Annotated in this window: 23 protein-coding genes, 2 tRNA genes and 1 pseudogene; 19 read left to right on the top strand and 7 right to left on the bottom strand. The window is 72.8% G+C overall.

The genetic code is table 11. The features are described 5' to 3' along the window. Positions 1–40 precede the first annotated feature (40 nt). Both RZ50_RS05565 and RZ50_RS05560 read left to right on the top strand, forming a co-directional pair. Positions 41–1,417: a S8 family serine peptidase gene (locus RZ50_RS05565; protein WP_196952304.1), complete on the top strand. Its 1,377-nt coding sequence runs from the start codon at positions 41–43 to the stop codon at positions 1,415–1,417. 176 nt (positions 1,418–1,593) lie between these two features. After that, positions 1,594–2,943: an MFS transporter gene (locus tag RZ50_RS05560; RefSeq protein ID WP_196952305.1), complete on the top strand. Its 1,350-nt coding sequence runs from the start codon at positions 1,594–1,596 to the stop codon at positions 2,941–2,943. Positions 2,944–2,959: 16 nt separating this feature from the next. On the opposite strand, the gene RZ50_RS05555 is transcribed toward RZ50_RS05560, so the two are convergent. Next, on the bottom strand, positions 2,960–3,553 hold the full coding sequence (locus RZ50_RS05555; RefSeq protein ID WP_196952306.1) for a flavodoxin family protein: 594 nt from the start codon (positions 3,551–3,553) through the stop codon (positions 2,960–2,962). Between the two features lie 170 nt (positions 3,554–3,723). Between RZ50_RS05555 and RZ50_RS05550 the strand changes: the two genes are divergently transcribed. From RZ50_RS05550 to RZ50_RS05530, 5 genes are all read left to right on the top strand, one after another. Further along, the gene (locus RZ50_RS05550) at positions 3,724–4,170 is read left to right on the top strand and encodes a helix-turn-helix domain-containing protein (protein ID WP_196952307.1); all 447 of its coding nucleotides are present in this window, start codon (positions 3,724–3,726) and stop codon (positions 4,168–4,170) included. Between the two features lie 96 nt (positions 4,171–4,266). Then, positions 4,267–4,342, top strand: a tRNA-Thr gene (locus RZ50_RS05545). Between the two features lie 171 nt (positions 4,343–4,513). Further along, positions 4,514–5,182 (top strand): LuxR C-terminal-related transcriptional regulator, encoded by a 669-nt coding sequence (locus RZ50_RS05540; RefSeq protein WP_196952308.1) that lies wholly within the window; start codon positions 4,514–4,516, stop codon positions 5,180–5,182. Between the two features lie 189 nt (positions 5,183–5,371). After that, positions 5,372–6,334: a UDP-glucose 4-epimerase GalE gene (gene galE / locus RZ50_RS05535; RefSeq protein WP_196952309.1), complete on the top strand. Its 963-nt coding sequence runs from the start codon at positions 5,372–5,374 to the stop codon at positions 6,332–6,334. Positions 6,335–6,609: 275 nt separating this feature from the next. Further along, positions 6,610–7,542: a response regulator transcription factor gene (locus RZ50_RS05530; protein WP_196952310.1), complete on the top strand. Its 933-nt coding sequence runs from the start codon at positions 6,610–6,612 to the stop codon at positions 7,540–7,542. A 33-nt stretch (positions 7,543–7,575) separates the two neighbouring features. Here RZ50_RS05530 and RZ50_RS05525 read toward each other — a convergent pair whose 3' ends face one another. Next, positions 7,576–8,073: a MarR family winged helix-turn-helix transcriptional regulator gene (locus RZ50_RS05525; RefSeq protein WP_196952311.1), complete on the bottom strand. Its 498-nt coding sequence runs from the start codon at positions 8,071–8,073 to the stop codon at positions 7,576–7,578. A gap of 111 nt (positions 8,074–8,184) precedes the next feature. On the opposite strand from RZ50_RS05525, the gene RZ50_RS05520 reads away from it, so the two are divergent. After that, the gene (locus RZ50_RS05520; RefSeq protein ID WP_196952312.1) at positions 8,185–8,976 is read left to right on the top strand and encodes a methyltransferase domain-containing protein; all 792 of its coding nucleotides are present in this window, start codon (positions 8,185–8,187) and stop codon (positions 8,974–8,976) included. Between the two features lie 36 nt (positions 8,977–9,012). Here the strand turns inward: RZ50_RS05520 and RZ50_RS05515 are convergent, their stop codons facing one another. Both RZ50_RS05515 and RZ50_RS05510 read right to left on the bottom strand, forming a co-directional pair. Beyond that, positions 9,013–9,615 carry a TetR/AcrR family transcriptional regulator gene (locus tag RZ50_RS05515; protein WP_196952313.1) on the bottom strand — a complete coding sequence of 201 codons (603 nt, stop codon included), beginning with the start codon at positions 9,613–9,615 and terminating at the stop codon, positions 9,013–9,015. A 215-nt stretch (positions 9,616–9,830) separates the two neighbouring features. Next, positions 9,831–10,868 carry a fatty acid desaturase gene (locus tag RZ50_RS05510; protein ID WP_196952314.1) on the bottom strand — a complete coding sequence of 346 codons (1,038 nt, stop codon included), beginning with the start codon at positions 10,866–10,868 and terminating at the stop codon, positions 9,831–9,833. A 247-nt stretch (positions 10,869–11,115) separates the two neighbouring features. Here RZ50_RS05510 and RZ50_RS05505 point away from each other — a divergent pair. From RZ50_RS05505 to RZ50_RS05470, 8 genes are all read left to right on the top strand, one after another. Continuing rightward, a tRNA-Gln gene (locus RZ50_RS05505) sits at positions 11,116–11,186 on the top strand. A gap of 143 nt (positions 11,187–11,329) precedes the next feature. Then, entirely contained in the window at positions 11,330–12,784 is a 1,455-nt protein-coding gene (gene glmU, locus RZ50_RS05500) for a bifunctional UDP-N-acetylglucosamine diphosphorylase/glucosamine-1-phosphate N-acetyltransferase GlmU (RefSeq protein ID WP_196952315.1), read from the top strand. Positions 12,785–12,987: 203 nt separating this feature from the next. Next, positions 12,988–13,965, top strand: a complete 978-nt coding sequence (locus RZ50_RS05495) for a ribose-phosphate diphosphokinase (RefSeq protein ID WP_196952316.1) — start codon at positions 12,988–12,990, stop codon at positions 13,963–13,965. Positions 13,966–14,247: 282 nt separating this feature from the next. After that, positions 14,248–14,832, top strand: coding sequence for a 50S ribosomal protein L25/general stress protein Ctc (locus tag RZ50_RS05490; protein ID WP_196952317.1), 585 nt, complete (start codon positions 14,248–14,250; stop codon positions 14,830–14,832). Positions 14,833–14,947: 115 nt separating this feature from the next. After that, positions 14,948–15,526: an aminoacyl-tRNA hydrolase gene (gene pth, locus RZ50_RS05485; RefSeq protein WP_196952318.1), complete on the top strand. Its 579-nt coding sequence runs from the start codon at positions 14,948–14,950 to the stop codon at positions 15,524–15,526. 148 nt (positions 15,527–15,674) lie between these two features. Continuing rightward, positions 15,675–15,998 carry a hypothetical protein gene (locus tag RZ50_RS05480; RefSeq protein ID WP_196952319.1) on the top strand — a complete coding sequence of 108 codons (324 nt, stop codon included), beginning with the start codon at positions 15,675–15,677 and terminating at the stop codon, positions 15,996–15,998. A 112-nt stretch (positions 15,999–16,110) separates the two neighbouring features. Further along, positions 16,111–16,632: a SigE family RNA polymerase sigma factor gene (locus RZ50_RS05475; protein WP_196952320.1), complete on the top strand. Its 522-nt coding sequence runs from the start codon at positions 16,111–16,113 to the stop codon at positions 16,630–16,632. Beyond that, positions 16,622–17,503, top strand: a complete 882-nt coding sequence (locus RZ50_RS05470; RefSeq protein WP_196952321.1) for a hypothetical protein — start codon at positions 16,622–16,624, stop codon at positions 17,501–17,503. The genes RZ50_RS05475 and RZ50_RS05470 overlap by 11 nt, the downstream gene beginning before the upstream one ends. Before the next feature lie 70 nt (positions 17,504–17,573). Here the strand turns inward: RZ50_RS05470 and ppc are convergent, their stop codons facing one another. After that, the gene (ppc, locus tag RZ50_RS05465) at positions 17,574–20,369 is read right to left on the bottom strand and encodes a phosphoenolpyruvate carboxylase (protein ID WP_196952322.1); all 2,796 of its coding nucleotides are present in this window, start codon (positions 20,367–20,369) and stop codon (positions 17,574–17,576) included. 260 nt (positions 20,370–20,629) lie between these two features. On the opposite strand from ppc, the gene RZ50_RS05460 reads away from it, so the two are divergent. Then, complete coding sequence (locus RZ50_RS05460) at positions 20,630–21,898, top strand: sensor histidine kinase (RefSeq protein ID WP_196952323.1); 1,269 nt, start codon at positions 20,630–20,632, stop codon at positions 21,896–21,898. Between the two features lie 81 nt (positions 21,899–21,979). Here RZ50_RS05460 and RZ50_RS05455 read toward each other — a convergent pair whose 3' ends face one another. Both RZ50_RS05455 and RZ50_RS05450 read right to left on the bottom strand, forming a co-directional pair. Beyond that, complete coding sequence (locus RZ50_RS05455) at positions 21,980–22,534, bottom strand: SUKH-3 domain-containing protein (RefSeq protein WP_196952329.1); 555 nt, start codon at positions 22,532–22,534, stop codon at positions 21,980–21,982. Positions 22,535–22,616: 82 nt separating this feature from the next. Continuing rightward, on the bottom strand, positions 22,617–23,078 hold the full coding sequence (locus RZ50_RS05450; protein ID WP_254801993.1) for a YwqJ-related putative deaminase: 462 nt from the start codon (positions 23,076–23,078) through the stop codon (positions 22,617–22,619). A gap of 383 nt (positions 23,079–23,461) precedes the next feature. Between RZ50_RS05450 and RZ50_RS05445 the strand changes: the two genes are divergently transcribed. After that, positions 23,462–24,463 carry an SMI1/KNR4 family protein gene (locus RZ50_RS05445; protein WP_196952325.1) on the top strand — a complete coding sequence of 334 codons (1,002 nt, stop codon included), beginning with the start codon at positions 23,462–23,464 and terminating at the stop codon, positions 24,461–24,463. Positions 24,464–24,530: 67 nt separating this feature from the next. Then, positions 24,531–25,566 (top strand): annotated as a pseudogene (locus tag RZ50_RS28905) (hypothetical protein); the annotation flags it as partial.

The following is a 25,566-nucleotide window of genomic DNA, read 5'->3' as shown; positions in this document are numbered from 1 at the left end:
CGCGCTCGGTGGTTGGCGGAGAAGACGACGAGGAGTTGTGATGGGGCGGACGAACGCACGAACGAGCTGGCGGGCTGTCACAGCGGCGCTGTTGGCTGCGGGATTCGTTGTTGGCCCAGTCGCGGCACCCGCGGTTGCCGATGGCTCGATTCGTGATGACCAGTGGCACCTGGATGCCATGCACGCCTCGGAGATGTGGAAGGTGTCTCAAGGACAGGGCATCACGGTTGCGGTGATCGACGGTGGGTTCAAGCTGGACCACCCGGACCTGGTCGGCCAATTTCTGCCGGGCAAGGACTTCAGTGGCAGCCCGGGCGGTGTGGGCACGTATGGCAATGAGCACGGCACGAAGATGGCTGGCTTGATCGCAGGAACCGGCAAGGCCAATGGCGGCAAGGGGGCCTATGGATTGGCCCCGGGGGTCAGGATCCTGCCGTTGAAGATCAATACCGGCTCTGTCGGATCTTTGGTCTCCACTGATTTTCTTGACCAGGTTGGACAGGCTGTCGACTATGCAGTCGACCAGGGTGCCAAGGTTGTCAACATTTCTCAGGGAATCAACGCGGTGACCGCGTTCCCGGACGATGTGGCCAAGCTGAATCGAATCCTTGCCGCTGCGAGAGCGAAGGGTGTGCTGGTACTTGCGGCTGTGGGGAACGAGGCGCAGTCGGGGAATCCGGTTGACTATCCTGGAGCCCTTCCCAATGTCGTCGGTGTCGGGGCGATCGATCAAAACGGGACCGTGACGGATGAGTCCGAGCACGGGCCGCAAGTTGCCCTTGTAGCTCCTGGTATGAACACGATCGCGGCCTGTACAACCGCGTCCGGGTACTGCAAAGGTCATGGCACGTCCGAGGCGACCGCTCTAGCCTCCGCATCTGCGGCACTGATCTGGTCGGTTCACAAGGACTGGACGGCGAATCAGATTCTGCGCGTGCTCATCAACACCGCAGGAAGGCCGAACGGGGGGACGGTCCGCACGGATGATGCCGGGTGGGGTGCGGTTCGGCCGAGGATCGCGCTGACGGATCCCGGGGATCCGGGCCCGGCGGATGTGTCGCCGCTTCCGGCTGACGTGGCCTCTCCTTCGGCCGTTCCGTCGGCGTCAGCGGGTTCGTCCGCTCCCGCACCAGCGGCTCCAGCGAGTCCGGCGGAGAGCCCGAGCGAGGTGGCTGTGGAGGCGCCGACATCTCAGCCGAAGACTGAGTCGTCGTCAGGATCGGGTAGTGCGCTGCCGATCGCGGCTGCGGTGGTGGCCGGATTGGTGCTGGTTGCCGGGGCGGTGTTCGCCGTGCTGCGGCGCCGGAAGCCGGTCGTGCCGCCGCAGCCCCCGCAGCAGCCGGCGGGTTCGGTGCCGCCTCCGCCGCCGTCGTATCAGCCTCCGGTGCCGCCGGAGGACAACCCGTACGCGAGGTAGTTTCGGGCGGCGAATCGGGCTCTGCGGTGGTCGGGGCCTTGCCGGTGCGGAAGTTGGTCGTGATTCCGCGGGACGCGCGCAAGGCGTAGGACCCCGGCGTGGGCGTGGTGAGTGTGCGCCGGGGTCACTCGGGTGGGGGCTGGTGGGGTGGCCGGGCTGGTGGCGAGGGTGGTGGTATGGATGCGGACGGTGCTTGGCGGGTAGGGCAGTTGCGGCGGGCGGCGGCTGCGGCGCTGATCGGGACGGCGATCGAGTTCTACGACTTCTTCCTGTACGGAACGGCTGCCGCGTTGGTGTTCGGGCCGGTGTTCTTTCCCGAACTGGGCACGGTGGGGGCGCTGTTGGCGTCGTTCTCGGTGTACGCGGTGGCGTTCCTGGCTCGGCCGCTGGGGGCGGTGGTGTTCGGGCACTTCGGTGACCGGGTGGGGCGGAAGGCGACGTTGGTGGTGTCGCTGCTGCTGATGGGGCTGGCGACGGCGGCGGTCGGGGTGTTGCCGGGGTTCGCGGTGTGGGGGTGGTGGTCGCCGGTGCTGCTGGTGGTGCTGCGGGTTTGCCAGGGCGTCGGGTTGGGCGGTGAGTGGGGCGGGGCGGCGCTGCTGATCGCGGAGAACGCGCCGGCCGGGCGGCGCGGGCGGTACGGGGGGTTCCTGCAGCTGGGGCCGACGACGGGGTTCGTGCTGGCGAACGGGGGGTTCCTGGCGCTCCAACTCGGGCTGGACGAGCGGGCGTTCCGGGATTGGGGCTGGCGGGTGCCGTTCCTGGCCTCGCTCGCCCTGGTGGCGGTGGGCCTGTTCGTGCGGCTGCGGCTGGCGGAGACGCCGCTGTTCCGGGCGGACGAGCGGCGGGAGCGGCCGCCGGTGGTGGAGGTGTTGCGCGAGCACTGGCGGCCGGTGCTGGCGGGCGGCGGGGCGATCACCGTCGGGTACGCGCTGTTCTACCTGACCACGACCTATGCGCTGGCGTACGCGACCTCCGGTCTGGGGGTGGCGAGCACGCTGGTGCTGTCGATGCTGCTGGTCGGTGCGGTGGGTGGGGGCGTGACGGTGTGGCTGGGTGCCTCGCGCAGTGACCGGTGGGGGCGGCTGCGGACGTTGCGGTGGGCGACGGCCCTGGCGGCGGCGTGGTCGCTCGCGCTGTTCCCGCTGTTGGAGACGGTGCGCCGGCCGTTGATGTTCCTGGCGCTGGCCGGGGCGATGGTGGTGCTGGGGTTCCTGCTGGGGCCGTTGGCGGCGTTCCTGCCGGAGCTGTTCCCGACCCGGGTGCGCTACACCGGCGCCGCGTTGACGTACAACCTGGGCGGGGTGGTCGGCGGCGCCACGACGCCGCTGGTGGCGACCAGGCTGACCGAGGTGTACGGGACGGCGCAGCCGGCCGGCTGGTACCTGGCGGGGCTGGGCGTGCTGGCGCTGGGGTGCCTGCGGCTGCTGCCGGAGACGGTCGGCGTCGATCTGGGGTCGGTGGAGGAAGGCGGACGCCGCCGGGCGCCCCTCCTGGGGGCGGACCCGACGGCGGACCCGGCGGCGTAGCCGTACGGGGAGGGGCTCAGCCGGCCAGGGCGGCGCGGCCGGCCAGCAGGATCGCGGTGTGCCGGGCGACGCGCTCGCCGAGGTGCTCGGCGGTCGCGATGTCGGCCTTGTGGACGCCCTCCGGGCCGGCGTCGGTCGGGGAGGAGGCGGCGGCACCGTTGAAGAAGCCGAGGCGGTTGAGGTCGTTCTCGCTGGCGGTGGTGGCGTTCCAGCCGGGCTTGAGACCGAGGTTGACCCAGTTCATGCCGTGCTGGGCGGCGAGGGTCTGGAAGAAGCCGAGGGTGGCGGCCTTGTCGCCGCTCTTGGAGCCGGAGTTGGTGAAGCCGGCCGCGGCCTTGTCCTTCCAGGCGTCGGTGAACCAGCGCTTGCTGGTGGCCTCGGCGAAGACGTGGAAGGCGCCGGAGGCGGTGCCCATGTAGGTGGGCGAGCCGAAGACGATCGCGTCGGCGGCGTCCAGCTGGGCCCACTGCTCGTCGGTGATGGTGTCGACGGCGATCGAGACGACCTCGGCGCCCGCGGCGGCGGCACCGCGGGCGACGGCCTCGGCGATCACGGCGGTGTGGCCGTAGCCGGAGTGGTAGGCGAGGGCGACGGTCGGGCGGATGGTCATGGCGGAGGCACTCCTGTACGGGGCGGGCGGGGGCCCGTGGAAGGGCGGAGGGGCGGGCGGGGGGCGGGGCGTGCCGCTTCGGTCCGTCCCGTCGAGCGGTCTCGAATATAGACCAGGTCTCTATTGGTTACCAAGTGCGGTTTGGAGACTGTCGGACTACCCTGGTCGGTATGACGACGGACGAAGCGGTCGCACCGCGCGAGGAACGGGATCGGGATCAGGATCGGGGACGGGAGCAGGTGCGGGAGGAGGAGTTCGACGTCTTCGCCCAGCTCTGCCCCAGCCGCGAGATGTTCGCCGACCTGGCCGACAAGTGGTCGATGCTGATCCTGATGAGCCTCGCCGCCTGCGGCCCGCAGCGCTTCTCCGAGCTCCAGCGCGGGGTCGGCGGGGTCAGCCGCAAGATGCTCACCCAGTCGCTGCGCAACCTGGAGCGCAGCGGCCTGGTGCTCCGCACCGTCTTCCCGGAGACGCCGCCGCGGGTGGTCTACGACCTGCTGCCGCTCGGTCGGGAGCTGGCCGAGCTGCTCTCCCCGCTCGGTCGCTGGACGGAGGGCCACGCGCTGCAGATGCTCGCGGCCCGCGAGGAGTTCGACGCGGCGCACGCCCGGGACTGAGGGCGGGAAGTGGCCGGATCAGGGCCGATTTCCCTTCCGGGCCCACGGCCGTGTAATGTCTTCCTTGTTCGACCGGCCCGGCGAAAAGCCCGGCAAGCCCCTATAGCTCAGTCGGTAGAGCGTCTCCATGGTAAGGAGAAGGTCTGCGGTTCGATTCCGCATGGGGGCTCCACTGAAAGACCCTCGCCTCACGGCGGGGGTCTTTCGCGTTTCCGCTGGCAGTGCCGGTCGGCGGCGCCCGGCGGCCTAGCGGGTCGGGTACGGAATGCGTTGTGATGGTGCGTCATCGGCCGCCCGCCCGTGGGGTGCGGGCGCGAGCCGGACCCCGACCGGGAGGGTGTCCATGGGCGTTCGACTCGTGGTGGTCGACGACCACCGGCTGCTGGCCGAGGCGCTGGCCACCGCGCTCCAGTTGCGCGGTCACCGGGTGCTCGCGGTCGGCTCCCCGGCCGGGGTCGCCGCCGACCTGGTGGCCGGGCGCCGGCCCGAGGTGTGCCTGCTGGGCGTGGCGGCGCCGGCGGAGCCGGGCGCCTTCGACGTGCTGCGCCGGATCCGCCGGGAGCGCCCCGAGGTGGCCGTGATCGTGCTCGGCCCGGTGGGTGAACTGCGGGGCGTGGCAGGCGCGTTCGCGGCGGGGGCGGCGGGGTACGTGCCGAGCGACGAGCGGATCGAGGTGGTCGAGCGGGCCATCGGGCGTGCCCGGGCCGGCGAGGCCGCGGTGGCGGTGGACATCCTGCGCGGCGCCTTCGACCAGCTGCTGCGCCCGGTGGCCGAGCCGGACGACGAGGCCGTGCGGCTGCTGCGACTGCTGACCCGCCGTGAGGTGCAGGTGCTGGCCCGGATCGCGGACGGTGAGGACACCGCGGCGATCGCCGCCGGGATGCGGATCGCCGCGAGCACCGCCCGTACCCACGTCCAGCGGGTGCTGATGAAGCTGGGCGCGCGCACCCGGCTGGAGGCCGCCGCGGTGGCGGCGCGCACCGGCCTGCTGGAGCGGATGTCCAGCGGTTGAGGAAGCGGGGGCGGCGGCCCGGCGGTCGGGCAACCGGATGTCCGGCGGCTGAGAAGCGGATGAAGAGCCGGGATCGGGCACCCGTCTGGTCCTGAGCACTTGGCGGGGAGGAGAGAATGATCGCAGTCGTACGCATTCGTCGATGGCCCCCGGCGTCCGGGCGGTCCATCGCCCGCTGGAGGTCTCATCATGAGTAAGTACCTGGTCACGGGTGGCGCCGGCTACGTCGGCAGCGTGGTGGCCGCCCACCTGCTGGAGGCGGGACACCAGGTGACCGTCCTGGACGACCTCTCCACCGGCTTCCGCGAGGGCGTTCCGGCCGGTGCCGAGTTCGTCGAGGGCCGGATCCAGGAGGCCGGGAAGGTGCTGGACGGCTCCTTCGACGGCGTGCTGCACTTCGCCGCCTCCTCGCAGGTCGGCGAGTCGGTCGCGGACCCGGAGAAGTACTGGCGCAACAACGTGGCCGGTTCGCTGGAGCTGATCAGCGCGATGCGCGCGGCCGGTGTGCGCAAGCTGGTCTTCTCCTCCACCGCCGCCACCTACGGCGAGCCCGAGGCGGTGCCGATCGCCGAGACCGCCCGTACCGCGCCGACCAACACCTACGGCGCCACCAAGCTCGCCGTGGACCACCTGATCACCAGCGAGGCCGTCGCGCACGGCCTGGCCGCCGTCTCGCTGCGCTACTTCAACGTGGCCGGCGCCTACGGCACGTACGGGGAGCGCCACGACCCCGAGTCGCACCTGATCCCGCTGGTCTTCCAGGCCGCGCTCGGCCAGCGCCCGCACATCGCGGTGTACGGCGACGACTACCCGACCCCGGACGGCACCTGCATCCGCGACTACATCCACGTCGCGGACCTCGCCGAGGCGCACCTGCTGGCGCTGGACGCCGCCAAGCCGGGCGAGCACCTGATCTGCAACCTGGGCAACGGCAGCGGCTTCTCGGTGCACGAGGTGATCGAGTCGGTCAAGCGGGTCACCGGCCGCGAGATCCCGGTGCAGGTCTCCGGCCGGCGGGCCGGCGACCCGGCGGTGCTGGTCGCCTCCGCCGCGCGCGCCCACGAGGCGCTGGGCTGGACGCCGCGCCGTCCGAACCTGGACGACATCGTCGCCGACGCCTGGAAGTTCACCCTGGCGAAGAACGGCCTGTAGGCACGGGGCGGTTGGCCCGGCTCCGGGGCGTCGAGCACGCTTCCGGGGCCGGGCCGCCGCACAAGTCAGGCTGCTCACGCACCTTCTGACGAAACTTCACCGAATCGCCACGGGCGCGTTTCCCGGCCCGTACGCTGAATGAGGTACCGGTGGGGGCCGGCGCCCTTTCGGCCTCATCGGCCACCGGTGGGCGGGCGGAACGGAGGGTCCGGAACGCGGACGCCGGGCCGGTTCCCGCTCCCGGGCTCGGGCGGTCTGAGCAGGGGGTGGGGACGATGGGGCGGATCCGGGTCCTGGTGGTCGACGACCACCGGATCTTCGCCGAGGCACTGGCTGCGGCGCTCGCCGCCGAGCCCGACGTGGAGGTCGGCGCGGCCGGCAGCGCGGCCGCCGCGGAGCGGGCGCTGGAGCGCGCGGCCTCCGAGGGGCGGGCCTACGACGTGGCACTGATCGACGCGGACCTGGGGGCCGAGGCCGCCGGTGCGGCCGCCCGGCAGCGGTCGGGCACCGAGACGGCCGAGGAGGCCCGGCGCCGCCCGGGTCCGGCGGTGCCGTCGCCCCGGCGTCCGGGGGTTCCGGGCGGGGCGCCGCCGTCCGTCGCCCGCCCGGCGGACCAGTTGCGGGCCGACCAGCTGAGGGCGGAGCAGCTGCGGGCCGATCAGCTCAGACCCGCCAGCCCGCCGCCCGACGGGATCACCCTGCTCGGCCGGCTCCGCCGTGCCCACCCGGGGCTGCGCGCCGTCGTCCTGGCCGCCGCCGACGACCCGCACCGCGCGGCCCGGGCCCTGCACGCGGGTGCCACCGGCTGGGTGGCGAAGGAGAGTTCGCTGGCCCGGCTGCTCGCCGTGGTGCGGGGCGTGCTGCGGGACGAGACGCACCTGCCGCCCGCGCTGCTCACCGGGGTGATCCGCGAGCTCACCACCGCCCGGCGGGACCGCACCGAGAGCGAGCGGCTGGTGGACACCCTCACCCCTCGGGAGAAGCAGATCCTGCGCTGCATGGTCGCGGGCCTGGGCCGGCAGGCGGTCGCGGAACGGCTCTACCTGTCGCCGCACACCGTCCGCACCCACATGCAGAACGTGCTCGGCAAGCTCGGGGTGCACTCCACGCTGGCCGCCGTCGCGGTCGCCCGCCGGGCCGGGGTCAGCCCCGCCGAGCCGGCCCTGCCGCCACCGTCGTCGGTGGCGGGGGTGTCCGAACGGGGGTGAGAGGCGGAACCCGCGGGGCCCGCACGGCTGGCACTAGCCCGGGATGTTGTCGAACGGCGCGACCAACAGCCGCAGCAGGCCGGCGAGTTCGCCCCGCTGGTCGGAGCTGAGCTGGGCGAGCAGTTCGCGTTCGTGGGCGAGCAGGCCGGCGAGCGCCTGGTCGGCGCGGTCGCGGCCGTCGTCGGTGAGGCGGACCAGGACGCCGCGCCGGTCGTCGGGGTCGGGCAGGCGCTTGACCAGGCCCTTGCCGGTGAGGCGGTCGATCCGGTTGGTCATGGTGCCGGAGGTGACCAGGGTCTGGGTGAGCAGCTGGCCGGGGGAGAGCTGGTACGGGGAGCCGGCCCGCCGCAGGGCGGTCAGGACGTCGAACTCCCAGGGCTCCAGGCCGTGCTCGGCGAAGGCGGTGCGGCGGGCGCGGTCCAGGTGCCGGGCGAGCCGGCTGACCCGACTCAGCACCTCAAGCGGCTCCACGTCGAGGTCGGGGCGCTCCCGGCGCCACGCTGCGACCAGCCTGTCGACCTCGTCCTCCATGACGATCAGTGTATCGGTGGATGTGTCGATGTGAAGTCTCTTGACATCGAGAAATGTGCCAGCGAGGCTACATCGAGATATCTTGATGTCGAGATACTTTCGAGGTGAACCATGACCACCCCAGTCTGGGACCCGGCGCAGTACCTGCGCTTCGCCGACGAACGCACCCGCCCGCTGCACGACCTGCTCGCCCGCGTCCCCGCCCTCCCGGATCCGGACCGCGCCGTGATCCTGGACATCGGCTGCGGCCCCGGCAACTCCACCGCCGTACTGCGCGAACGCTGGCCGCACGCCCGGATCACCGGCGTCGACAACTCCGCCCCGATGCTCGCCACCGCCCGCACCGAGGGCGAGCCCACCGCCGACTACCTGCTCGCCGACGCCCGTGACTACGACCCGGCCCCGGCCCGGCCCGACCTGATCGTCTCCAACGCCACCCTCCAGTGGATCGACGGCCACCTCGACCTCGTCCCGCGCTGGGCCGCCGCACTGCGTCCGGGCGGAACGGTCGCCTTCCAGGTGCCCGGCAACTTCGACGCCCCCAGTCACACCCTGCTGGCCGACCTGCGCCGCAGCACCCGCTGGCGCGACACCCTGGGATCCGACGCCGACCGCGCGGGCGTCCACCCGCCCGAGCGCTACCTCGACGCCCTCGCCGCCGCCGACTGCCTCCCGGACGTCTGGGAGACCACCTACCTCACCCTGCTCCCGGGGCCGGACCCGGTGCTGGAGTGGGTCAAGGGCACCGCACTGCGCCCCGTCCTCACCCGGCTCGCTGACCCGGCCGAACGGGCCGCCTTCCTCGCCGAGTACGGGCGGCTGCTGCGCGAGGCCTACCCGGCCGGGCCGCACGGGACGGTCTTCCCGTTCCGGCGGATCTTCGCGGTGGGGGCCAGACGGTGAGGATCAGGGCCGGGCGGTGAGAACCCGTGGCCGGGTTCAGGCCCTGCGCTCGCCGACCAGCCTGGGGTGCCGCTCCAGCCCCTCCAGCCCGTGCCAGGCCAGGTTCACCAGGTGCGCCGCCACCGTCGCCTTGTCCGGCTTGCGGACCTCCAGCCACCACTGGCCGGTCAGCGCGACCATCCCGACCAGCATCTGCGAGTACATCGGCGCCAGCCGGGCGTCGAAGCCCCGGGACTTGAACTCCAGGCCCAGGATGTCCTCGACCTGGGTGGCGATGTCGCTGATCAGCGAGGCGAAGGTGCCGGTCGACTGGGCCACCGGGGAGTCCCGGACGAGGATCCGGAAGCCGTCCGTCGAGGTGTCGATGTAGTCCATCAGGGCGAACGCGGCCTGCTCCAGCAGCTCGCGCGAGTGCCCGCCGGTGAGGGCCCCCGTCACCATGTCCAGCAGCAGCTGCATCTCGCGGTCCACCACCACCGCGTACAGCCCCTCCTTGCCCCCGAAGTGCTCGTACACCACGGGCTTCGACACCCCGGCGCGCTCGGCGATCTCCTCCACCGAGGTGCCGTCGTAGCCGCGCTCCGCGAAGACCGTCCGGCCGATCTCCAGCAGCTGCTCCCGGCGCTGCTTGCCGGTCATCCGGACCCGGCCGCCCCTGCGGCGCGGGGCGGCCGCGCCCGCGGCCCCCTCCGTGCTCCGTTCGGCACCCCCGTGGGCGGCCCCGCTCGCCGGTGCAGCGGCCTGCGGACGGGCCGGCGCCGTTCCGGGCGCCGCGTCCGTCCGCGTGCTGTGGTGACCGCCTGTGCTGTCTGCGCTGCTCCCGTTCACCCCTACATCATGCTGGAAGCGCCGCCTCATGCGGCGCGGCGGGCGGCGATCCGCTGCGCGTCCGGCCAGCGGACGTCCCGGACCCAGCCGGCCAGCTCGAACCAGCGGATCAGCCGGGCCGAGGAGTCGATCTGCCCGCGCAGCACCCCGTGCCGGGCGGCGGTCGGGTCGGCGTGGTGCAGGTTGTGCCAGGACTCGCCGCAGGACAGCACCGCGAGCCACCAGACGTTGCCGGAGCGGTCCCGGGAGCGGAACGGACGCCGGCCGACGGCGTGGCAGATCGAGTTGATCGACCAGGTGACGTGGTGCAGCAGCGCGACCCGGACCAGCGAGCCCCAGAAGAAGGCGGACAGCGCACCCTCCCAGGACAGGCTCACCAGGCCGCCGATCAGTGCGGGCAGCAGCAGCGAGATGGTCGTCCAGAGCCAGAACAGCCGGGAGATCCGCCTCATGGCCGGATCGCGGACCAGGTCCGGGGCGTACTTGACCTGAGGGGTCTGCTCCTCGTCGAACATCCAGCCCATGTGCGCCCACCACAGGCCCTTGACCAGCGCGGGAACGCTCTCCCCGTAGCGCCAGGGCGAGTGCGGGTCGCCGTCCTTGTCGCTGAAACGGTGGTGCTTGCGGTGGTCGGCCACCCAGCGCACCAGCGGGCCCTCGACCGCCAGGCTGCCGGCGATCGCCAGCGCCAGGCGCATCGGGCGGTTCGCCTTGAAGGCGCCGTGGGTGAAGTAGCGGTGGTACCCGACGGTGACGCCGTGACAGGTGAGGAAGTACATGGCGACGGTGACCGCCACGTCCGTCCACCCCAGGCCCCGGCCCCAGGCCACCGGTACGGCGGCCACCAGCGCGGAGAACGGCACGAGGATGAACAGTGCGAGGGCGATCCGCTCGGCGAAGCCCTGCTTCTCTCCGCCGCGGGTGGCGGACAGCCGGGTGGCGGCGGTGGCGCCGACCGGTTCGGCGCCGGCGGTCCCGGCGGTGGTGTCGGCGTCGGGATCGGGGGAGTGGGCGGGATGCTGCGCGGCGGTCCCCGCGCGCCCCTCGCCTGCCTGGATGGTCATGGGCGTCCCTTTGCGGCGTCCCGGAACGGGAGAGAGCGGAGCCTACGTTGGCGTAACCTACGGCATCGTAGGTTGCGCTCCGTGTCCAGGGGAACACACCGCCGCGCGGCGCTTGAGTGAATTCACCCGACTGGATGGATGAACCCCCGGCCCCGGACGTTCGAGCGGCCGCGGCGGATTCGAGCCTGCGGATCGGGGCAGTTGATACCCACGGACGGGTCGACTCGGGTAGGGTCTGACAGGACTGTCCGCCGTGGTGTAATGGCAGCACAGGGCCCTTTGGAGGCCTTTGTCTGGGTTCGAATCCTAGCGGCGGAGCCTCTACACGCCTCGGGTTCGGGCGTTTCCCCCAGCGCCGGTATTGTCGGTGCTGCTCGGCGGACTGTGCGAATGGCGACCGGCCTGGGTCCGGGCCGGGCCTGCTCTGCCCTCTCTGTGAACCTACCGAGGAGCCTCCCCGCATGGGTGCCAATTCGCTTGCCGCCGTTGTCGTGCTCGCCGCCGGTGGCGGGACCCGGATGAAGTCGAACAAGCTGCCCAAGGTGCTGCACGAGGTGTGCGGGCGCTCGCTGGTGGGCCACGCGGTGTCGGCGGCCGGTGAACTGACGCCGGGCCAGCTGGTCGTGGTGGTCGGCCACCAGCGCGAGCTGGTCGTGGCGCACCTGACGGAGCACTACCCGGCGGCGCGCACCGCGGTGCAGGAGGAGCAGAACGGCACCGGACACGCGGTGCGCACCGCGCTGGACGTGCTGGCCGCGGACGGCGTGGTGCTGGACGGCACGGTGATCGTCACCGCCGGTGACTCGCCGCTGCTGACCGGCGAGACCCTGCGCCGGCTGGCGGACGCGCACGAGGCGCAGCAGAACGGCGTCACCGTGCTGACCGCCGTCGTCCCCGAGCCCTTCGGCTACGGCCGGATCCTGCGGGACGAGGACGGCACCGTCGCCGCGATCGTCGAGGAGCGGGACGCCAGCGCCACCCAGCGCGCGATCACCGAGATCAACTCCGGCGTCTTCGCCTTCGACGCCAAGCTGCTGGTCGAGGCGCTGGGCGAGCTCACCACGGACAACTCGCAGGGCGAGGAGTACCTGACCGACACCCTGGAGATCCTGCGCAAGGCGGGTCACCGGGTGGGTGCCGTGGTCGCCGAGGACCACCGGGACATCCTGGGCATCAACGACCGGGTCCAGCTGGCGCAGGCCCGTCGGCTGCTCAACGACCGCCTGCTGGAGCGGGCGATGCGCGAGGGCGTCACCGTGGTGGACCCGGCGACCACCTGGTTCGACGTGCAGGTGACGTACGAGCCGGACGCCGTCGTGCTGCCGAACACCCAGCTGCAGGGTGCCACCCACCTGGGCGAGGGCGCCGAGGTGGGGCCGAACTCGACGCTGAAGGACACCCTGGTCGGCGCCGGCGCCCGTGTGAGCAACACCACGGCCGACCGCGCCGAGATCGGCGAGCTGGCCATGGCCGGTCCGTACGCCTACCTGCGGCCGGGCGCCAAGCTGGCCCGCAAGGCGAAGGTCGGCACCTACGTCGAGGTGAAGAACTCCGAGCTGGGCGAGGGCGCCAAGGTGCCGCACCTGTCCTACATCGGCGACGCCACGATCGGCGAGGGCACCAACATCGGCGCGGCCTCGGTCACCGTGAACTACGACGGCGTGAACAAGCACCGGACGGTCATCGGCGCGCACTGCCGGACCGGTTCGGACAACATGTTCATCGCTCCGGTCACCGTCGGTGACGGCGCTTACACCGGCGCGGGCTCGGTGATCACCAGCGACGTGCCGGCTGGCGCACTCGGCGTGAACCGCGCGCAGCAGCGCAACATCGAGGGCTGGGTCGAGCGCAAGCGCCCCGGAACGGTATCCGCGCAGGCCGCGAAGGCTGCGACGGACGGGGCCGCCGAGGCCTGACGGGCCGGGCGGGAGCCCGCCGAACGGTCCCGAGGCGGACGGTTTCTGCGCGGGCGCGTAACCTTGGGGACATACGTGCGCCACTGGGCCTTACCGCCCGTGTCCGGGCGTACCGACAATTCCCTGATCCCCCGTGGGTGCGGGCTGCCCTGCCCACCCACCGGGGGAGGGGTTCAGCGTCAGCAACGCGAGGAGACGGTGCAGTGAGCGGGATCACGACGTCGGGTGAGAAGAAACTGAAGCTCTTCTCCGGCCGTGCCCACCCGGAACTGGCGAGGGAGGTGGCCGCGGCACTGGGGACGGAGCTGGTCCCGACCAAGGCCCTGGACTTCGCCAACGGCGAGATCTACGTCCGCTTCCTGGAGTCGGCGCGCGGCGCGGACTGCTTCGTGATGCAGAGCCACACGGCTCCCATCAACCAGTGGATCATGGAACAGCTGATCATGATCGATGCGCTGAAGCGGGCCTCCGCCAAGAGCATCACCGCGATCCTGCCGTTCTACGGGTACGCCCGCCAGGACAAGAAGCACCTCGGCCGCGAGCCCATCTCCGCCCGCCTGGTCGCCGACCTGCTGCGTCAGGCCGGCGCCGACCGCCTGATGGCCGTGGACCTGCACACCGCGCAGATCCAGGGCTTCTTCGACGGCCCGGTGGACCACCTGTTCGCGCTGCCGCTGCTGGCGGACTACATCGGCGGGAAGGTGGACCGCGACAAGCTGACCGTCGTCTCCCCGGACGCCGGCCGCGTGAAGGTCGCCGACCAGTGGTGCGACCGGCTGGACGCCCCGCTGGCGATCATCCACAAGCGCCGCGACATCACCCAGGCCAACACCATCCTGTCGGCCGACGTCGTCGGTGACGTCCAGGACCGGGTCTGCGTCCTGGTCGACGACATGATCGACACCGCCGGCACCATCTGCGCCGCGGCCGACGCGCTGTTCGACAACGGCGCCGCGGACGTCGTGGTGGCCGCCACCCACGGCGTGCTCTCCGGCCCGGCCGCGGACCGGCTGAAGAACTCGCGGGTGAGCGAGTTCGTGTTCACCAACACGCTGCCCACCCCGGCGGAGCTCCAGCTGGACAAGATCACCACGCTGTCGATCGCCCCGTCGATCGCGGCCGCGATCCGCGAGGTCTTCGAGGAGGGCTCGGTCACCAGCCTCTTCGAGGGCGTGCACTGACGAAGCCCCGCGCAGGCGGCCCCGGTACCTCCACGGTCCGGGGCCGCCGCCGATTTCACGGGAGGGCACCGGTGCGGTTAGACTCGTGAAACTGCTCGGCGAGGGATGCCGTGTGCCCGCTGGACGGGCGCCGACTCCGTGATCGACGCGCTGCCGGTGGTGGAATCCCGTCCACCGGCAGAAGCCGTTGCCGCCGAGCGACCCCCAACGTACTGAGGGTGTGGTCCCGGCGGTTTTTCGCGTCCCTGCACCCCCGCGCCAGTCTTCACGAGGAGTGCAGTCGTGTCCGAGATCCGCCTTGCCGCTGAGACCCGTACCGAGTTCGGCAAGGGTGCCGCCCGCCGCGCCCGCCGCGCCGGCTTCGTCCCCGGTGTCGTCTACGGCCACGGCCACGCCCCGGTTCACCTGAACCTGCCCGGCCACGACCTGATGATGGCCCTGAAGACCCCGAACGCCCTGCTGGTCGTGCCGATCGAGGGCAAGGACGAGTACGTGCTGCCGAAGGCCGTCCAGCGCGAGGCCATCAAGCGCACCATCGAGCACGTCGACCTGCTGCTGGTGAAGCGCGGCGAGAAGGTCACCGTCGAGGTTCCGGTCCACACCGAGGGCGAGCTGGCCGCCGGTGGCAACCTGCTGGAGCACGTCCTGCAGGCCCTGCCGATCGAGGCCGAGGCCACCCACCTGCCCGAGGCCGTCACCGTCTCCGTCGAGGGCCTGGAGGCCGGTGCCTCCGTCCAGGCCAAGGACATCGTCCTGCCGGCCGGCGTCTCGCTGGCCGTCGAGGCCGACGCCGTCGTGCTGCAGGTCATCGCCGCCCAGGCCGCCCCGGCCGAGGAGGCCGCCGAGGCCGAGGCCACCGAGGCCTGAGCCTTCCAGGGCCTGAACAGCTGAGACCGCTGCCCCGGTCGCTCCAGCAGGAGCGGCCGGGGCAGCGGTGCGTCCGGGATGATGACGTCGAGCGCGATCGCGAGGAGTTGAGGACATGGCGGAGGACTACGAGGGCCCCTGGCTGGTGGTGGGGCTGGGCAACCCGGGCGAGCAGTACGCCCGGAACCGGCACAACATCGGCTTCATGGTGGTGGACCTGCTGGCGCAGCGGATGGGCGCGAAGTTCAAGGCGCACAAGAGCCGGGCACAGGTGGCCGAGGGGCGGCTGGCGGGCCGGCGGGTGGTGCTGGCCAAGCCGATGTCCTTCATGAACCTCTCCGGCGGGCCGGTGACGGCGCTGCGGGACTTCTACAAGGTGCCGGCCTCGGCGCTGATCGCCGTCCACGACGAGCTGGACATCGACTACGCGGCGCTGCGGCTGAAGCTGGGCGGCGGGGACAACGGCCACAACGGGCTGAAGTCGATCACCAAGTCGCTGGGCCCGGAGTACCACCGGGTGCGCTGCGGGATCGGCCGTCCGCCGGGCCGGATGGAGGTCGCGGACTTCGTGCTGAAGGACTTCTCCTCGACCGAGCGCAAGGAGCTGGAGTGGTTCGTGGACCGCTCGGCGGACGCGGTGGAGGCGCTGCTGTCCGAGGGGCTGGAGCGGGCGCAGGGCACGTACAACTCCTGACGCAATGTCACGAGCCTCCTCCGGTTCGGCCTCCGGGTACGCAACAGTCGTACAACGCTTGCCGTTCCAAACCTGAATCCATGTGAGAAGCCTGTGCGGGATCGGATAGCGTCGGCGTGGTACGCGAACGGGTCCTGGGGAGTTCTCGATGCGGAGATTGCGTCCGGTTCGCCGACTTCGGCGGCTCCGGGTGGTCCGGCTGAAGCAGTTCGGACGGCGGGTCGGCACGGCCGGTGCGCTGGGGGCGGCCGGGATGTTGCTGTCGAGCGGTGCGGTGGCGCACGCCGATCCGGTCGCGGAGCCGGATCCGGCGATCTCGCCGGAGCCCGCGGCGGCGCAGTTCGCCCCGGTGCTCGGCGATTCGGTCGGCCCGGACGCCGGGCTGCTGGCGGTCGGCGGTGGCCTGGTGGTCGTGGCCGGCGGTGCGGCGCTGTGGCTCAAGCGCAGGCACGCGGGCGAGCCCGCGGAGTAGGAACGCACGACGGAGGGGCCGGTGCTCGGTGAGCACTGGCCCCTTTGTGCTGCGCGGAAAGTCCGTCGATCGGCTTGTCATCTGTTTCCGGTGGGCGGTGCGTCCTGTGGACATGAAGCGTGATTCGAGGGGCTCGGGAGACGTCGACGGGGATCCGTTCGACGTGTTCGTCGCGGCCCGGTACCAGGCGCTCCTGCGCAGCGCCTTCCTGATCACCGGGAACGTCCACGACGCCAGGGACCTGCTGCACGACGCCCTGGCGAGGGTGTACCCGAAGCGCTCGACCATCCGCGACCCGGACGCCGCCGAGGGGTACGTGCGGACGGCGATGGTCCGTACCCACGTCTCCCGCTGGCGGCGGACGCGGCGGGAGGTGCTGACGTCCGTGCTGCCGGAGACCGCACAGGAGCCGGCGGACGCGGGGGACGGCCGGTTGGCCGAGGCGCTGCGGGCCCTGCCGAAGCGGCAGCGGGCGGCGGTGGTGCTGCGCTACTACGTGGACCTCCCGGTCGCGCGGGTGGCGGAGGAGCTGGGGTGCGGGGTTCCGACCGTGAAGACCCACCTGGCCCGGGCCGTTCGGGCGCTTCGTCAGGAACTGTCGACCGAAAAGGAGTTGGCACAGAATGTCCGATGAGAACGACATCCACGGCGCGGACAGCGCGTTCGAACGGGACCTGGTGGTCCGGCTCGGCGCCCGGGCGGACGCGGTGACCGGCGCCGTGGTGCCGCTGGCCGGGCTGCGGGCGGCCGGTGCACGGCGGGCACGGAGGAGGGTCGCGGTGCGGGGGGCGGCGACGCTGGCCGTGTTCGCACTCGCGGCCGGGGCGGTGACCCAGCTCGGCCACGGCGGCGACGGGCAGGCGACGGCCGCCGCCGGGACAGCGCTGACGGCGGCGGGGAGCCCTGCGGACAGCTCCGGTGCCGGCCCGACGCAGTCCGGTGACTACTCCCGGGTGATCGATACCGACTGCGCTCGTCCGGTCCCGATTTCCTGGACTGGTGACGACTTCACGAGGGTCCCGTCCTACCGGCTGCTCCGGTTGACGGATTCCAGGGGCGCCTTCGACCTGTCGGTGAGGCCCAAGCAGGAGGAGCATGACCTGGTCAACGCCATCGATGACCTGGGTGTCAAGCAGTTCCCGAGCCGGCTCCTCGGCTACTGCTGGGACGTGAACGCGAAGAAGGTCTACGTCAAGCGCGTCCCGGGGGCCGGCGGCTTCGACGATGCGGTCCGGGCCAAGGTGAAGGCGTCGGAGGGTGTGGAGGTGGCGTTCCAGGACGTCCTGCACTCCTACGCCGAGCTGCGGGCCGTGAGCGAGAAGGCCAGGGCGGACCTCGACTACTGGAAGTCGAAGGGGCTGCGCTTCCTGGACTGGGAGGTCGCGGCCGACGGCTCGGGTCTGAAGATCAGGACCTTCGACGAGACACAGCTCGACGAGAAGGAGCTGGTGACGGATTTCCAGCGGAAGTACGGACCGCTGGTCATCGGCGTGTGGAAGGTCTAGAGCGGACCGAAGGGGCCGTCCTCCAGCCCGCGGGATGGAGGACGGCCCCTTCGTCGTGCCCTGCCTGCCGTCAGCCGGTGTTGCGCAGGCCGGCGGCGATGCCGTTGACGGTCAGCAGCAGCGCGCGGGCGCGCAGCGGGTCCTCGTGGCGGCCGGCCGTGACCTCCTCGCGCTGGCGGCGCAGCAGCGCCACCTGGAGGTAGGAGATCGGGTCGAGGTAGGCGTCGCGGACGGTGAAGGTCTGCTTCAGCACCGGGTTGTGCTCCAGCAGTTCGCTCTCGCCGGTCAGCCGGAGCACCTCGCGCAGGGTGAGGTCGTGCTCGGCGACGATCTGGTCGAAGATGTGGTGCAGCTCGGCGGGCACCAGCTGCTCGACGTAGTGGCGGGCGATCCGCAGGTCGGTCTTGGCCAGCGTCATGGCGACGTTGGACAGGAAGTTGCGGAAGAAGTGCCACTGGCCGTACATCTCGTCCAGCACGTCGCCGAGGCCGGCCTCGCGGGCGGCGGCGAGGCCGGAGCCGACGCCGTACCAGCCGGGGACGATCTGGCGGGACTGGGTCCAGCCGAACACCCACGGGATGGCCCGCAGGCCGTCCAGGCCGGCGCCGGAGTCGGGGCGGCGGGACGGGCGGGAGCCCAGGTGCAGCGAGGCGAGCTGGTCGACCGGGGTGGCGGCGAAGAAGTACTTCGGCAGGTCGTCCTGGTCGACCAGGGCGCGGTAGGAGGTGTGGGCGGCCGCGGAGACCCGGTCCATCGCGGCGTCCCAGCGGGCCAGCTCCTCGGGGGCCTGGCGCGGGGCGGTGTGCAGCGCGGAGGCGGCCAGGGTGGCGGAGAGGGTCAGCTCCAGGTTCTCCCGGGCGAGGGAGGGCAGCAGGTACTTGTCGGAGATGACCTCGCCCTGCTCGGTCACCTTGATCTCGCCCTCCAGGGTGCCCCAGGGCTGGGCCAGGATGGCCTCGTGGGAGGGGCCGCCGCCGCGGCCGACGGTGCCGCCGCGGCCGTGGAAGAGCCGCAGCCGGATGCCGTAGCGGTGGGCGACGTCGCGCAGTCGGCGCTGGGCGCGGTGGATCTCCCACTGGGAGGTGGTGATGCCGCCGAACTTGGAGGAGTCGGAGTAGCCGAGCATGACCTCCTGGACGTCGCCGCGCAGCGCGACGAGCAGTCGGTAGGAGGGGTCGGAGAGCATCTCGTCCAGGATGCGGTCGGCCTGCTGGAGCTCGTCCGTGGTCTCCAGCAGCGGCACGATGCCGATCTTGGCGATGCCGGCGTGCAGGTCGATCAGGCCGGCCTCGCGGGCCAGCACGGTGGCGGCGAACACGTCGTCGGCGCCCTGGCACATGGAGATGATGTAGCTCTCGACGATCTCGTCGCCGAAGCGCTCGAAGCCCTCGCGGATGGTGTTGAAGACGCCGAGGGTCTTGGTGCCCGCCTCGTCCAGCGGGGCCGGGGTGGGGGCGAGCGGGCGGCGCGAGCGCAGCTCCTTGGCGAGCAGCCTCTGCCGGTACTCGCGGGGCATGTCGGCGTAGCGCCAGGCCTCCTCGCCGAGCCGGTCGAAGAGCTGGCCGAGGGCGTGGTGGTGGGCCTCGGCGTGCTCGCGCACGTCCATGGTGGCGAGCTGGAGGCCGAAGGCCTCGATGGTGTTGATGGCGCGGGCCAGGCGGCCGTCGGCGATCAGCTCGCCGCGGTGGGAGCGCAGCGAGTCCTGGATGAGCCGCAGGTCGGCGATCAGCTCGCGGGTGCCGAGGTAGTCGCGGCCCTCGACGTGCGTGGTGCCGCCGGCCAGGCGCTCGCGGGTGTTCTCCAGCTTGAGCCGGATGCAGGTGGCCTTGAGGCGGTAGGGCTCCTCGGCGTTCATCCGCTTGTAGCGGGGGCTGAGTTCGGGGAGCCGGTGCAGGTCGGTGTTGAGCGAGGCGAGCAGTTCGACCGAGGCGCCGGCCAGCCGCTCGGAGGTGGAGAGGGTGTTGCGCAGGTCGTCGATGGCGGCGAGGGCGTCCTTGATGCCGTACTCGTGCTGGAGGTTGAGGACGTCCCAGGTGACCTGCGGGGTGACGTTGGGGTTGCCGTCGCGGTCGCCGCCGATCCAGGTGCCGAAGGTGAGCGGGCGCACGCCGTCGGGCAGGTTCAGGCCGACCCGGGCGAGCTCCTCGTGCAGCTCCTCCAGGACCTCGGGGACGGCCTCGCGGTAGAGCTCGTCCAGGTAGTAGACGGCGTTGCGGGCCTCGTCGGTGGGCTCGGGGCGGGCGATGCGCAGCTCGTCGGTCTGCCAGAGCAGGTCGATGACCTCGGCGAGGCGGCGGTCGGCCGAGCGCTTGGCGCTGCTGGTGCGGGCCGGATCGGCGGCGGCCAGGCCGGAGGTGAGCTCCTCGCGGTGGATGCGGTCGAGGAGTTCGCCGATCCGGCGCAGCTTGTTGAGCACGCTGCGGCGGGCGGCCTCGGTGGGGTGGGCGGTGAAGACCGGGCGGACCGCGAGGTGGGCCAGGGTGTCCTCAAGGTGCTTGCGGTCGGCCTCGGCGAGCTGGTCGGCGGTCTGGGCGAGCAGCGAGCCCTCGCGGGCGCGGCGGGTGGCGAACTCGCGGCCGCGGTGCACCTGCTCGGTGACGTTGGCGAGGTGGAAGTAGGTGGAGAAGGCGCGGACCAGCTTGGCGGCGGTGTCCAGGTCGATGTCGGAGAGGAGTTCGGCGGTGGCCTCGCCATCGGTGCGGCTGAGCAGTCGGACCTGTTCGACCAGGCCCAGCAGCTGGGGGCCCTCCTGGCGGACCAGCGTCTCGCCGAGCAGGTCACCGAGGCGTCGGATGTCCGCACGCAGGGCGGCGTTGTCGGCGACGGCGGTGGGGCTGTCCGCCGGGTTGGGGACCGGAGCGGTCACGGCTGGCTCCCTGTGGTGGTGGGGTTCGGCAACGGCTCATCGTCACAGGTCCACGCGCAGTGTGGCGGGTGTGACGCGTGCGGACCGCGCTGTCCGACGCGACCAGCATAGGTGTCGGGGCGGTCGCTGTCCGCGAGGTGGCCGGATGGCGGACAGGCCTGCCGAAAACCACCTGTGGTCTGGACCACTTGACCGTCCATCGAGGTGTACGGGGTTATCCCGGTGGGGAGGGGACGGGGTTGCCGCTTAGGCTGTCACGCATGAGCAAGTCGCCTGGGGAGCGCGTGCCGGTCCGGTCGTTCTGGTGGTGGGAGCGGCCGCGCAGCGCCCTCCTGGACATCGGGCTGGCCCTGCTCGCCGCGGTCGAGTGCTCGGTCAGCACGATCGCCTTCCTCTCCGCCCGGCTGCACGTGAGCACCGCGGGCGCGATCGGGATAGCCGTGCTCGGCACGCTGGCCGGCGGCTCGCTGGTGGTGCGTCGGCGCTGGCCGGCCGTACCGGTGCTGGTCACCTTGCTGTTCATGCCCGGGATGCTGGGCGTGGTGCTGCTGGTGGTGGCGCTGTACACGCTGGCGGAGACCTGGGAGTGGCCCTCGCGGCGCCGCCGGGTGGTGGCGCTGTCCGGGCTCGCCTTCGCCGAGGCGGCCGCGGTGATAGCGGTGTCGCTGATGACGCCGGACGACTCGCTGGCGGAGCGGCCGCCGCTGTGGGGGCAGATCCTGCTGTCGCTGCTGGTGGCGGTCGGGCTGACCGTCGCGCCGGTGGTGACCGGCCTGTACGTGGGGGCGCGGCGGCGGCTGATCGAGTCGCTCCAGGACCGCGCGCACGGCCTGGAGGCCGAACTGGACCTGCTGGCCGAGCAGGCGCAGGAGCGCGCCCGTCGGGCCCGGCTGGAGGAGCGCACCCGGATAGCCCGGGAGATGCACGACGTGGTGGCGCACCGGGTCTCGCTGATGGTGGTGCACGCCGGGGCGCTGGAGCGAATAGCCGGCAAGGACCCGGACAAGGCCGCGCAGAGCGCCAAGTTGATGGGTGAGGTGGGCCGGCAGGCGCTGAACGAGCTGCGGGAGATCCTCGGCGTGCTGAGGATGGACGACGAGCGCCAGCCCGAGCCGGACTCGCTGGCCGGGCTGCCCCGGCTGGTCGACCAGTCCCGGGCGGCCGGGATGGCGGTGACGCTGACGGTCAGCGGCAGCCGGCGGGAGTTCACCGGCGAGGCCGAGCGGACCGCGTACCGGGTGGTCCAGGAGGGGCTGACGAACGCGCACAAGCACGCGGGCGGCGCGCAGGTGTCCGTGCTGCTCGCGTACGCGCCGAACGGGGTGCGGGTGAGCGTGGTGAACGCCTGCCCGGACGGGGAGCGGGGCGCGGCGCGGCTGCCCAGCGGCGGCAACGGGCTGGTCGGGATGCGGGAGCGGGTGATCGCGCTGGGCGGCACCTTCTCCTCCGGGCCGGAGGCGGACGGGGGCTTCCGGGTCGAGGCGGTGCTGCCGTCCCGGCTGGCGGTGCGGGCCGAGCGGCTGCGTTAGCCGCGGTCCTGCGTCAGTTGTGGTCCTCTGTCCGCTGTGGTCCTTCGTCAGCCGCGGTCCTGCGTCAGCCGCGGTCCTGCGTCAGCCGCAGTCCTCGGAGGTGCGCAGCCGTTCCGGGGCGGTGCCCAGGATCAGGGTGCTGATCGCCTGGTCGATGCCGTGGCCCAGGAACCATTCGCCGGTGTGGTCCAGGCTGTAGACCCGGCCCTCCTCGTCGACGGCCAGCAGGGCCTGCCCGTACGCCTCCTCGCCGAGCGGGGCGAGCCGGCTGCCCAGGGCCCGGCCGAGGTCGAGCAGGGTGCGCGGCTGGTGCAGACCGCACAGCGGGTCGAGCAGGAACGGGGTGCGGGCCAGCTGGCGGCCCGGGCCGGTCAGGTCGAAGGCGAGGCCGCCGAACTCGGCCCAGGCCTCCACCGCCGCCGGGAACACCGCGTGCCGGACGCCGTCCGGCCCGCCGTACCCGACCAGGGTGTCCGCCCACTCCTCGGCCTGCCGGATCAGCCAGCGGCCGGGGTGCCAGCCGGCCGCCTTGAGTTCGGCGGCGACGTCGGCGGGGAAGCGCGGGCGGGTCCGCCCGAGGGCGCCGGTCGGGGCGAGGGTGGCCGGCGGGGGCGGGGGCGGGCTGGGCGGATTCAGGGCGGACTCCGGGACTCGGGGACAGGGGGCGTACGGGGTGCGGCCGGTGCGTGGTCGGCCCGCCGCACGGGCGGCCGGACGGTCAGCGCGCGGGCGGCCCGACGGCGACGCTCAGCACGGTGAAGTGCTCCAGCATCGGAGCGCAGGAGCGGCACGGCGGCGCGTGGGTGCCGTGCGCCGGGTCGCCCTCCTCGCGGATCCGGACGGTCGTCATCCGGGAGCCCTTGAGCGCCTTGCGGGCCTCGTGCAGGCTCAACGGCTTGCGGGCCGCGCGCTTGGAGCGCTTGCCGTCGACCGTGGTCAGGTACTGGGAGAGCAGGACGGCCTCCGGGCAGCGGCCGGTGAACCGCTCGCGGGCCTCGACCGGCAGGGTGTCCAGGAAGCCGCCGACCAGCGCGTGCAGGACCGGACGCCGGTCGTCCTTGTCGCCCGCCAGGGTGTGCACCTCGCCGCCCTTGAGCGACAGCGCGGCGGCGACGGCCGGCAGCAGGCTGTCGCGGTGGTGGCGCAGCACGGGCGGGTCCGCCGGCTCACCGGTGGTCATCCGTCGTCCTCCTGCTCGTTCCTGGCGGTCCGGTTCCTGTTGATTCCTGTCGGTCCGGGGCAAGCCTGTCATCCGGCTCCGACAACCGCACAACCGGGGTGCGGGATGGGCGAACACCCGTGCGATGGCGGCCGGATCGCCGGGGGCGGTGCTCACCGGCGGAGACGAACTCGCCGACGCCGTACGGCCGATCGGCGGCCCCGGCGCCCGTGGGCGAGGTGCGCGTACGAGCGGTTCGGCCCCAACTCCCGGATGAACGCTCAACACCGCCCCCAGCGCCGTCCGCTCGTCCTCCGGGCGGACGGCGGGAGTTCGAAGGCAGGCCCTAGGCTGGTGCCCAGCAAGCGCACTGAGAATTTGCAGCAGCCAGTGGGGGCTCCCAGATGACGACAGGTCGGCCCGGCGTCGCCGCCGCACCGAACGCGGCGTACGCAGGTCAGGTGGTGCAGTTCCCGGACCCGGTCCGCGCGGAGCGGCACCCCGCCGGGGTCCGGGTGGACGAGTCCGGCTACCCGGACTTCGGCCCGTACGCCGCCGCGGCGGCCGAGGTCGCCGACCCGCCGGAGGGCTTCGGCGTGGACGAACTGCGGCTGACCGACTACGTCTCGGCCAACGTCGCGCTGTTCACCCAGGGCCACCCGCTCTGGGCCGACCTGGACACCGCCGTGGCCACCCCGCCCGGCTGGACCTGGCACCACGCGGTCGGCCGGGCCGCCCCCGGCTGGCGCCGGATGGAGCTCGTGCCGGTCGAGGTCAAGGCCCTGCTGCGGCACCACGGCGGCCTGGCCACCTCGCCCGCCGACCACAACCGCCGCGGCACCCGCCCGCTGCAGGAGCACCGGCCCGTCCACTTCTCGCTGGCCAAGGACGGCGGCGACCCGATCGGCGTCCCCGAGGACCTGGTGCAGCGCGCCGAGGAGCGCCTCGGCTACCGGCTGCCCGGCGCCTACCGCACCTTCCTCAAGCTGGGCGGCGGCCGCGCCCCGGTCGGCGTGGCGCTGGACACCGAGCTGGGCCTGCTGCTCGACCAGCCGTTCCTGACCCTCACCGAGGAGTACGGCACCGAGGACGTCGTGTACGCCAACAAGTGCCTGCGCGACCACCTCACCAAGGACTACCTGGGCATCGCCTACGTGCAGGGCGGCATCGTCGCGCTCAAGGTGCGCGGCGACCGGACCGGTTCGGTCTGGTTCCACCTGTACGACGACGCCCGCGACACCGGCGCGGCGGAGGCCCCGGAGGACCGCTGCGCCCGGCTGCTGCTGCCCTGCGGGGACGACTTCGACGCCTTCCTGCTGCGGCTGGCCGGCAGCCCGCCGGAGCTGGAGACGGTCGCCGAGCTGATGGTGGACGGCGGGTTCGCCCGGGCCGTCCCGGTGGGCTGACCGGGGTGGGCGCCGTGGCGCAGGTGGAGCGGGGGACGAAGAGGATGCGGACAGGGGTGAACCGGGCGTGGTGACGTACGCGCAGGCGCATGAGCTCGCCGAGGAGTGGATCAACGGCGGCGTGCCGCAGGGGCAGCAGCGCGAGGTGCGGGTCCGGGAGTTCGACCTGGGCTTCGTCTGCTGGGCGGTGCCGTCCGGGGACGCGGCCGCCGGTGCGGCCGACGGTTCGGGCGGCTCGGGTGAGGCGCGGCTGGTGATCGCCCGGGACTCGGGCGCCAGCACGCTGTGGCCCGCGCTGCCCGTCAACGAGGTGGTCCGGCAGTACGAGGAGGTGTACGGGCGGCCGGTCGCGGCCAACCCGGCCGGGGCGGCGAAGCCCGCTCCGGGGCCGGTGGAGGCGACCTCCTTCCTGCTCAGCCCGCCGCAGTGGCTGCAGGATGCGGGGGCCGCGGCGATCGCGGCGGAGGCGGAGCGGCTGGGGGGTGCGGCTGCGGATGCGCCCGTCGCGCCCGTTGCGCACGTTGTGGCGGATCAGACGCCTGCGTCCGTCCCGCCTGTGGCTCCTGTGCCCGCCGGGGTGCCCGAGCCCGCCGTACTGACCGAGCCGCCGGTCTCCGACCGGCCCGCCGGGGACGCCCCGACGATGCTCGCCCCGCCGCCCGGCGAGGAGCCCGTCGCGGCGGTGCCGTCCGCGTCCGTGCCCCCGGTCGCCCCGGTCGCCCCGGTCGGCGTCGAGGCGGCGGCCGTCCTGATGTCCGAGGGCCTGCGCACCTCCGGCTCGGACCTGCCCGACACGCCCGCCCCGGCCGGTGCCGAGGCCGCGACGATGCTGATGCCTCCGGGTGGCGGTCCCACCCGGCCCCCGGCCGTGCCGCCCTTCGCCCCGCCCGTCGGCCCGCCCGTCGCCCTGCCGGCTCCGGCGCCCGCCCCGGGTGCCGAGCCGGCCCCGACGCTGCTCGCGTCGCCGGACGCCGGGCCGGGCCCGATGGGCCTGCCCGGTGCTCCGGTCACCCCGCCCGTGGGCGCGGCGCCGGTCGAGCAGGCGCCGACCGTGCTGGCCTCGCCCGGCGGCCTGGCCGGCCTGCCCGGTGCTCCGGCCCCCG

The organism is Kitasatospora sp. SUK 42, from assembly GCF_015776785.2.
In the GTDB taxonomy this organism is placed as follows: domain Bacteria; phylum Actinomycetota; class Actinomycetes; order Streptomycetales; family Streptomycetaceae; genus Kitasatospora.
This window is presented reverse-complemented; position numbering and strand designations above follow the sequence as displayed.

Coding starts and splice junctions, on each gene's coding strand:
- RZ50_RS05565 (WP_196952304.1), top strand. CDS start 41: ATGGGGCGGACGAACGCACGAACGAGCTGGCGGGCTGTCACAGCGGCG.
- RZ50_RS05560 (WP_196952305.1), top strand. CDS start 1,594: ATGGATGCGGACGGTGCTTGGCGGGTAGGGCAGTTGCGGCGGGCGGCG.
- RZ50_RS05555 (WP_196952306.1), bottom strand. CDS start 3,553: ATGACCATCCGCCCGACCGTCGCCCTCGCCTACCACTCCGGCTACGGC.
- RZ50_RS05550 (WP_196952307.1), top strand. CDS start 3,724: ATGACGACGGACGAAGCGGTCGCACCGCGCGAGGAACGGGATCGGGAT.
- RZ50_RS05540 (WP_196952308.1), top strand. CDS start 4,514: ATGGGCGTTCGACTCGTGGTGGTCGACGACCACCGGCTGCTGGCCGAG.
- galE (WP_196952309.1), top strand. CDS start 5,372: ATGAGTAAGTACCTGGTCACGGGTGGCGCCGGCTACGTCGGCAGCGTG.
- RZ50_RS05530 (WP_196952310.1), top strand. CDS start 6,610: ATGGGGCGGATCCGGGTCCTGGTGGTCGACGACCACCGGATCTTCGCC.
- RZ50_RS05525 (WP_196952311.1), bottom strand. CDS start 8,073: ATGGAGGACGAGGTCGACAGGCTGGTCGCAGCGTGGCGCCGGGAGCGC.
- RZ50_RS05520 (WP_196952312.1), top strand. CDS start 8,185: ATGACCACCCCAGTCTGGGACCCGGCGCAGTACCTGCGCTTCGCCGAC.
- RZ50_RS05515 (WP_196952313.1), bottom strand. CDS start 9,615: ATGACCGGCAAGCAGCGCCGGGAGCAGCTGCTGGAGATCGGCCGGACG.
- RZ50_RS05510 (WP_196952314.1), bottom strand. CDS start 10,868: ATGACCATCCAGGCAGGCGAGGGGCGCGCGGGGACCGCCGCGCAGCAT.
- glmU (WP_196952315.1), top strand. CDS start 11,330: ATGGGTGCCAATTCGCTTGCCGCCGTTGTCGTGCTCGCCGCCGGTGGC.
- pth (WP_196952318.1), top strand. CDS start 14,948: ATGGCGGAGGACTACGAGGGCCCCTGGCTGGTGGTGGGGCTGGGCAAC.
- RZ50_RS05480 (WP_196952319.1), top strand. CDS start 15,675: ATGCGGAGATTGCGTCCGGTTCGCCGACTTCGGCGGCTCCGGGTGGTC.
- RZ50_RS05475 (WP_196952320.1), top strand. CDS start 16,111: ATGAAGCGTGATTCGAGGGGCTCGGGAGACGTCGACGGGGATCCGTTC.
- RZ50_RS05470 (WP_196952321.1), top strand. CDS start 16,622: ATGTCCGATGAGAACGACATCCACGGCGCGGACAGCGCGTTCGAACGG.
- RZ50_RS05460 (WP_196952323.1), top strand. CDS start 20,630: ATGAGCAAGTCGCCTGGGGAGCGCGTGCCGGTCCGGTCGTTCTGGTGG.
- RZ50_RS05450 (WP_254801993.1), bottom strand. CDS start 23,078: ATGACCACCGGTGAGCCGGCGGACCCGCCCGTGCTGCGCCACCACCGC.
- RZ50_RS05445 (WP_196952325.1), top strand. CDS start 23,462: ATGACGACAGGTCGGCCCGGCGTCGCCGCCGCACCGAACGCGGCGTAC.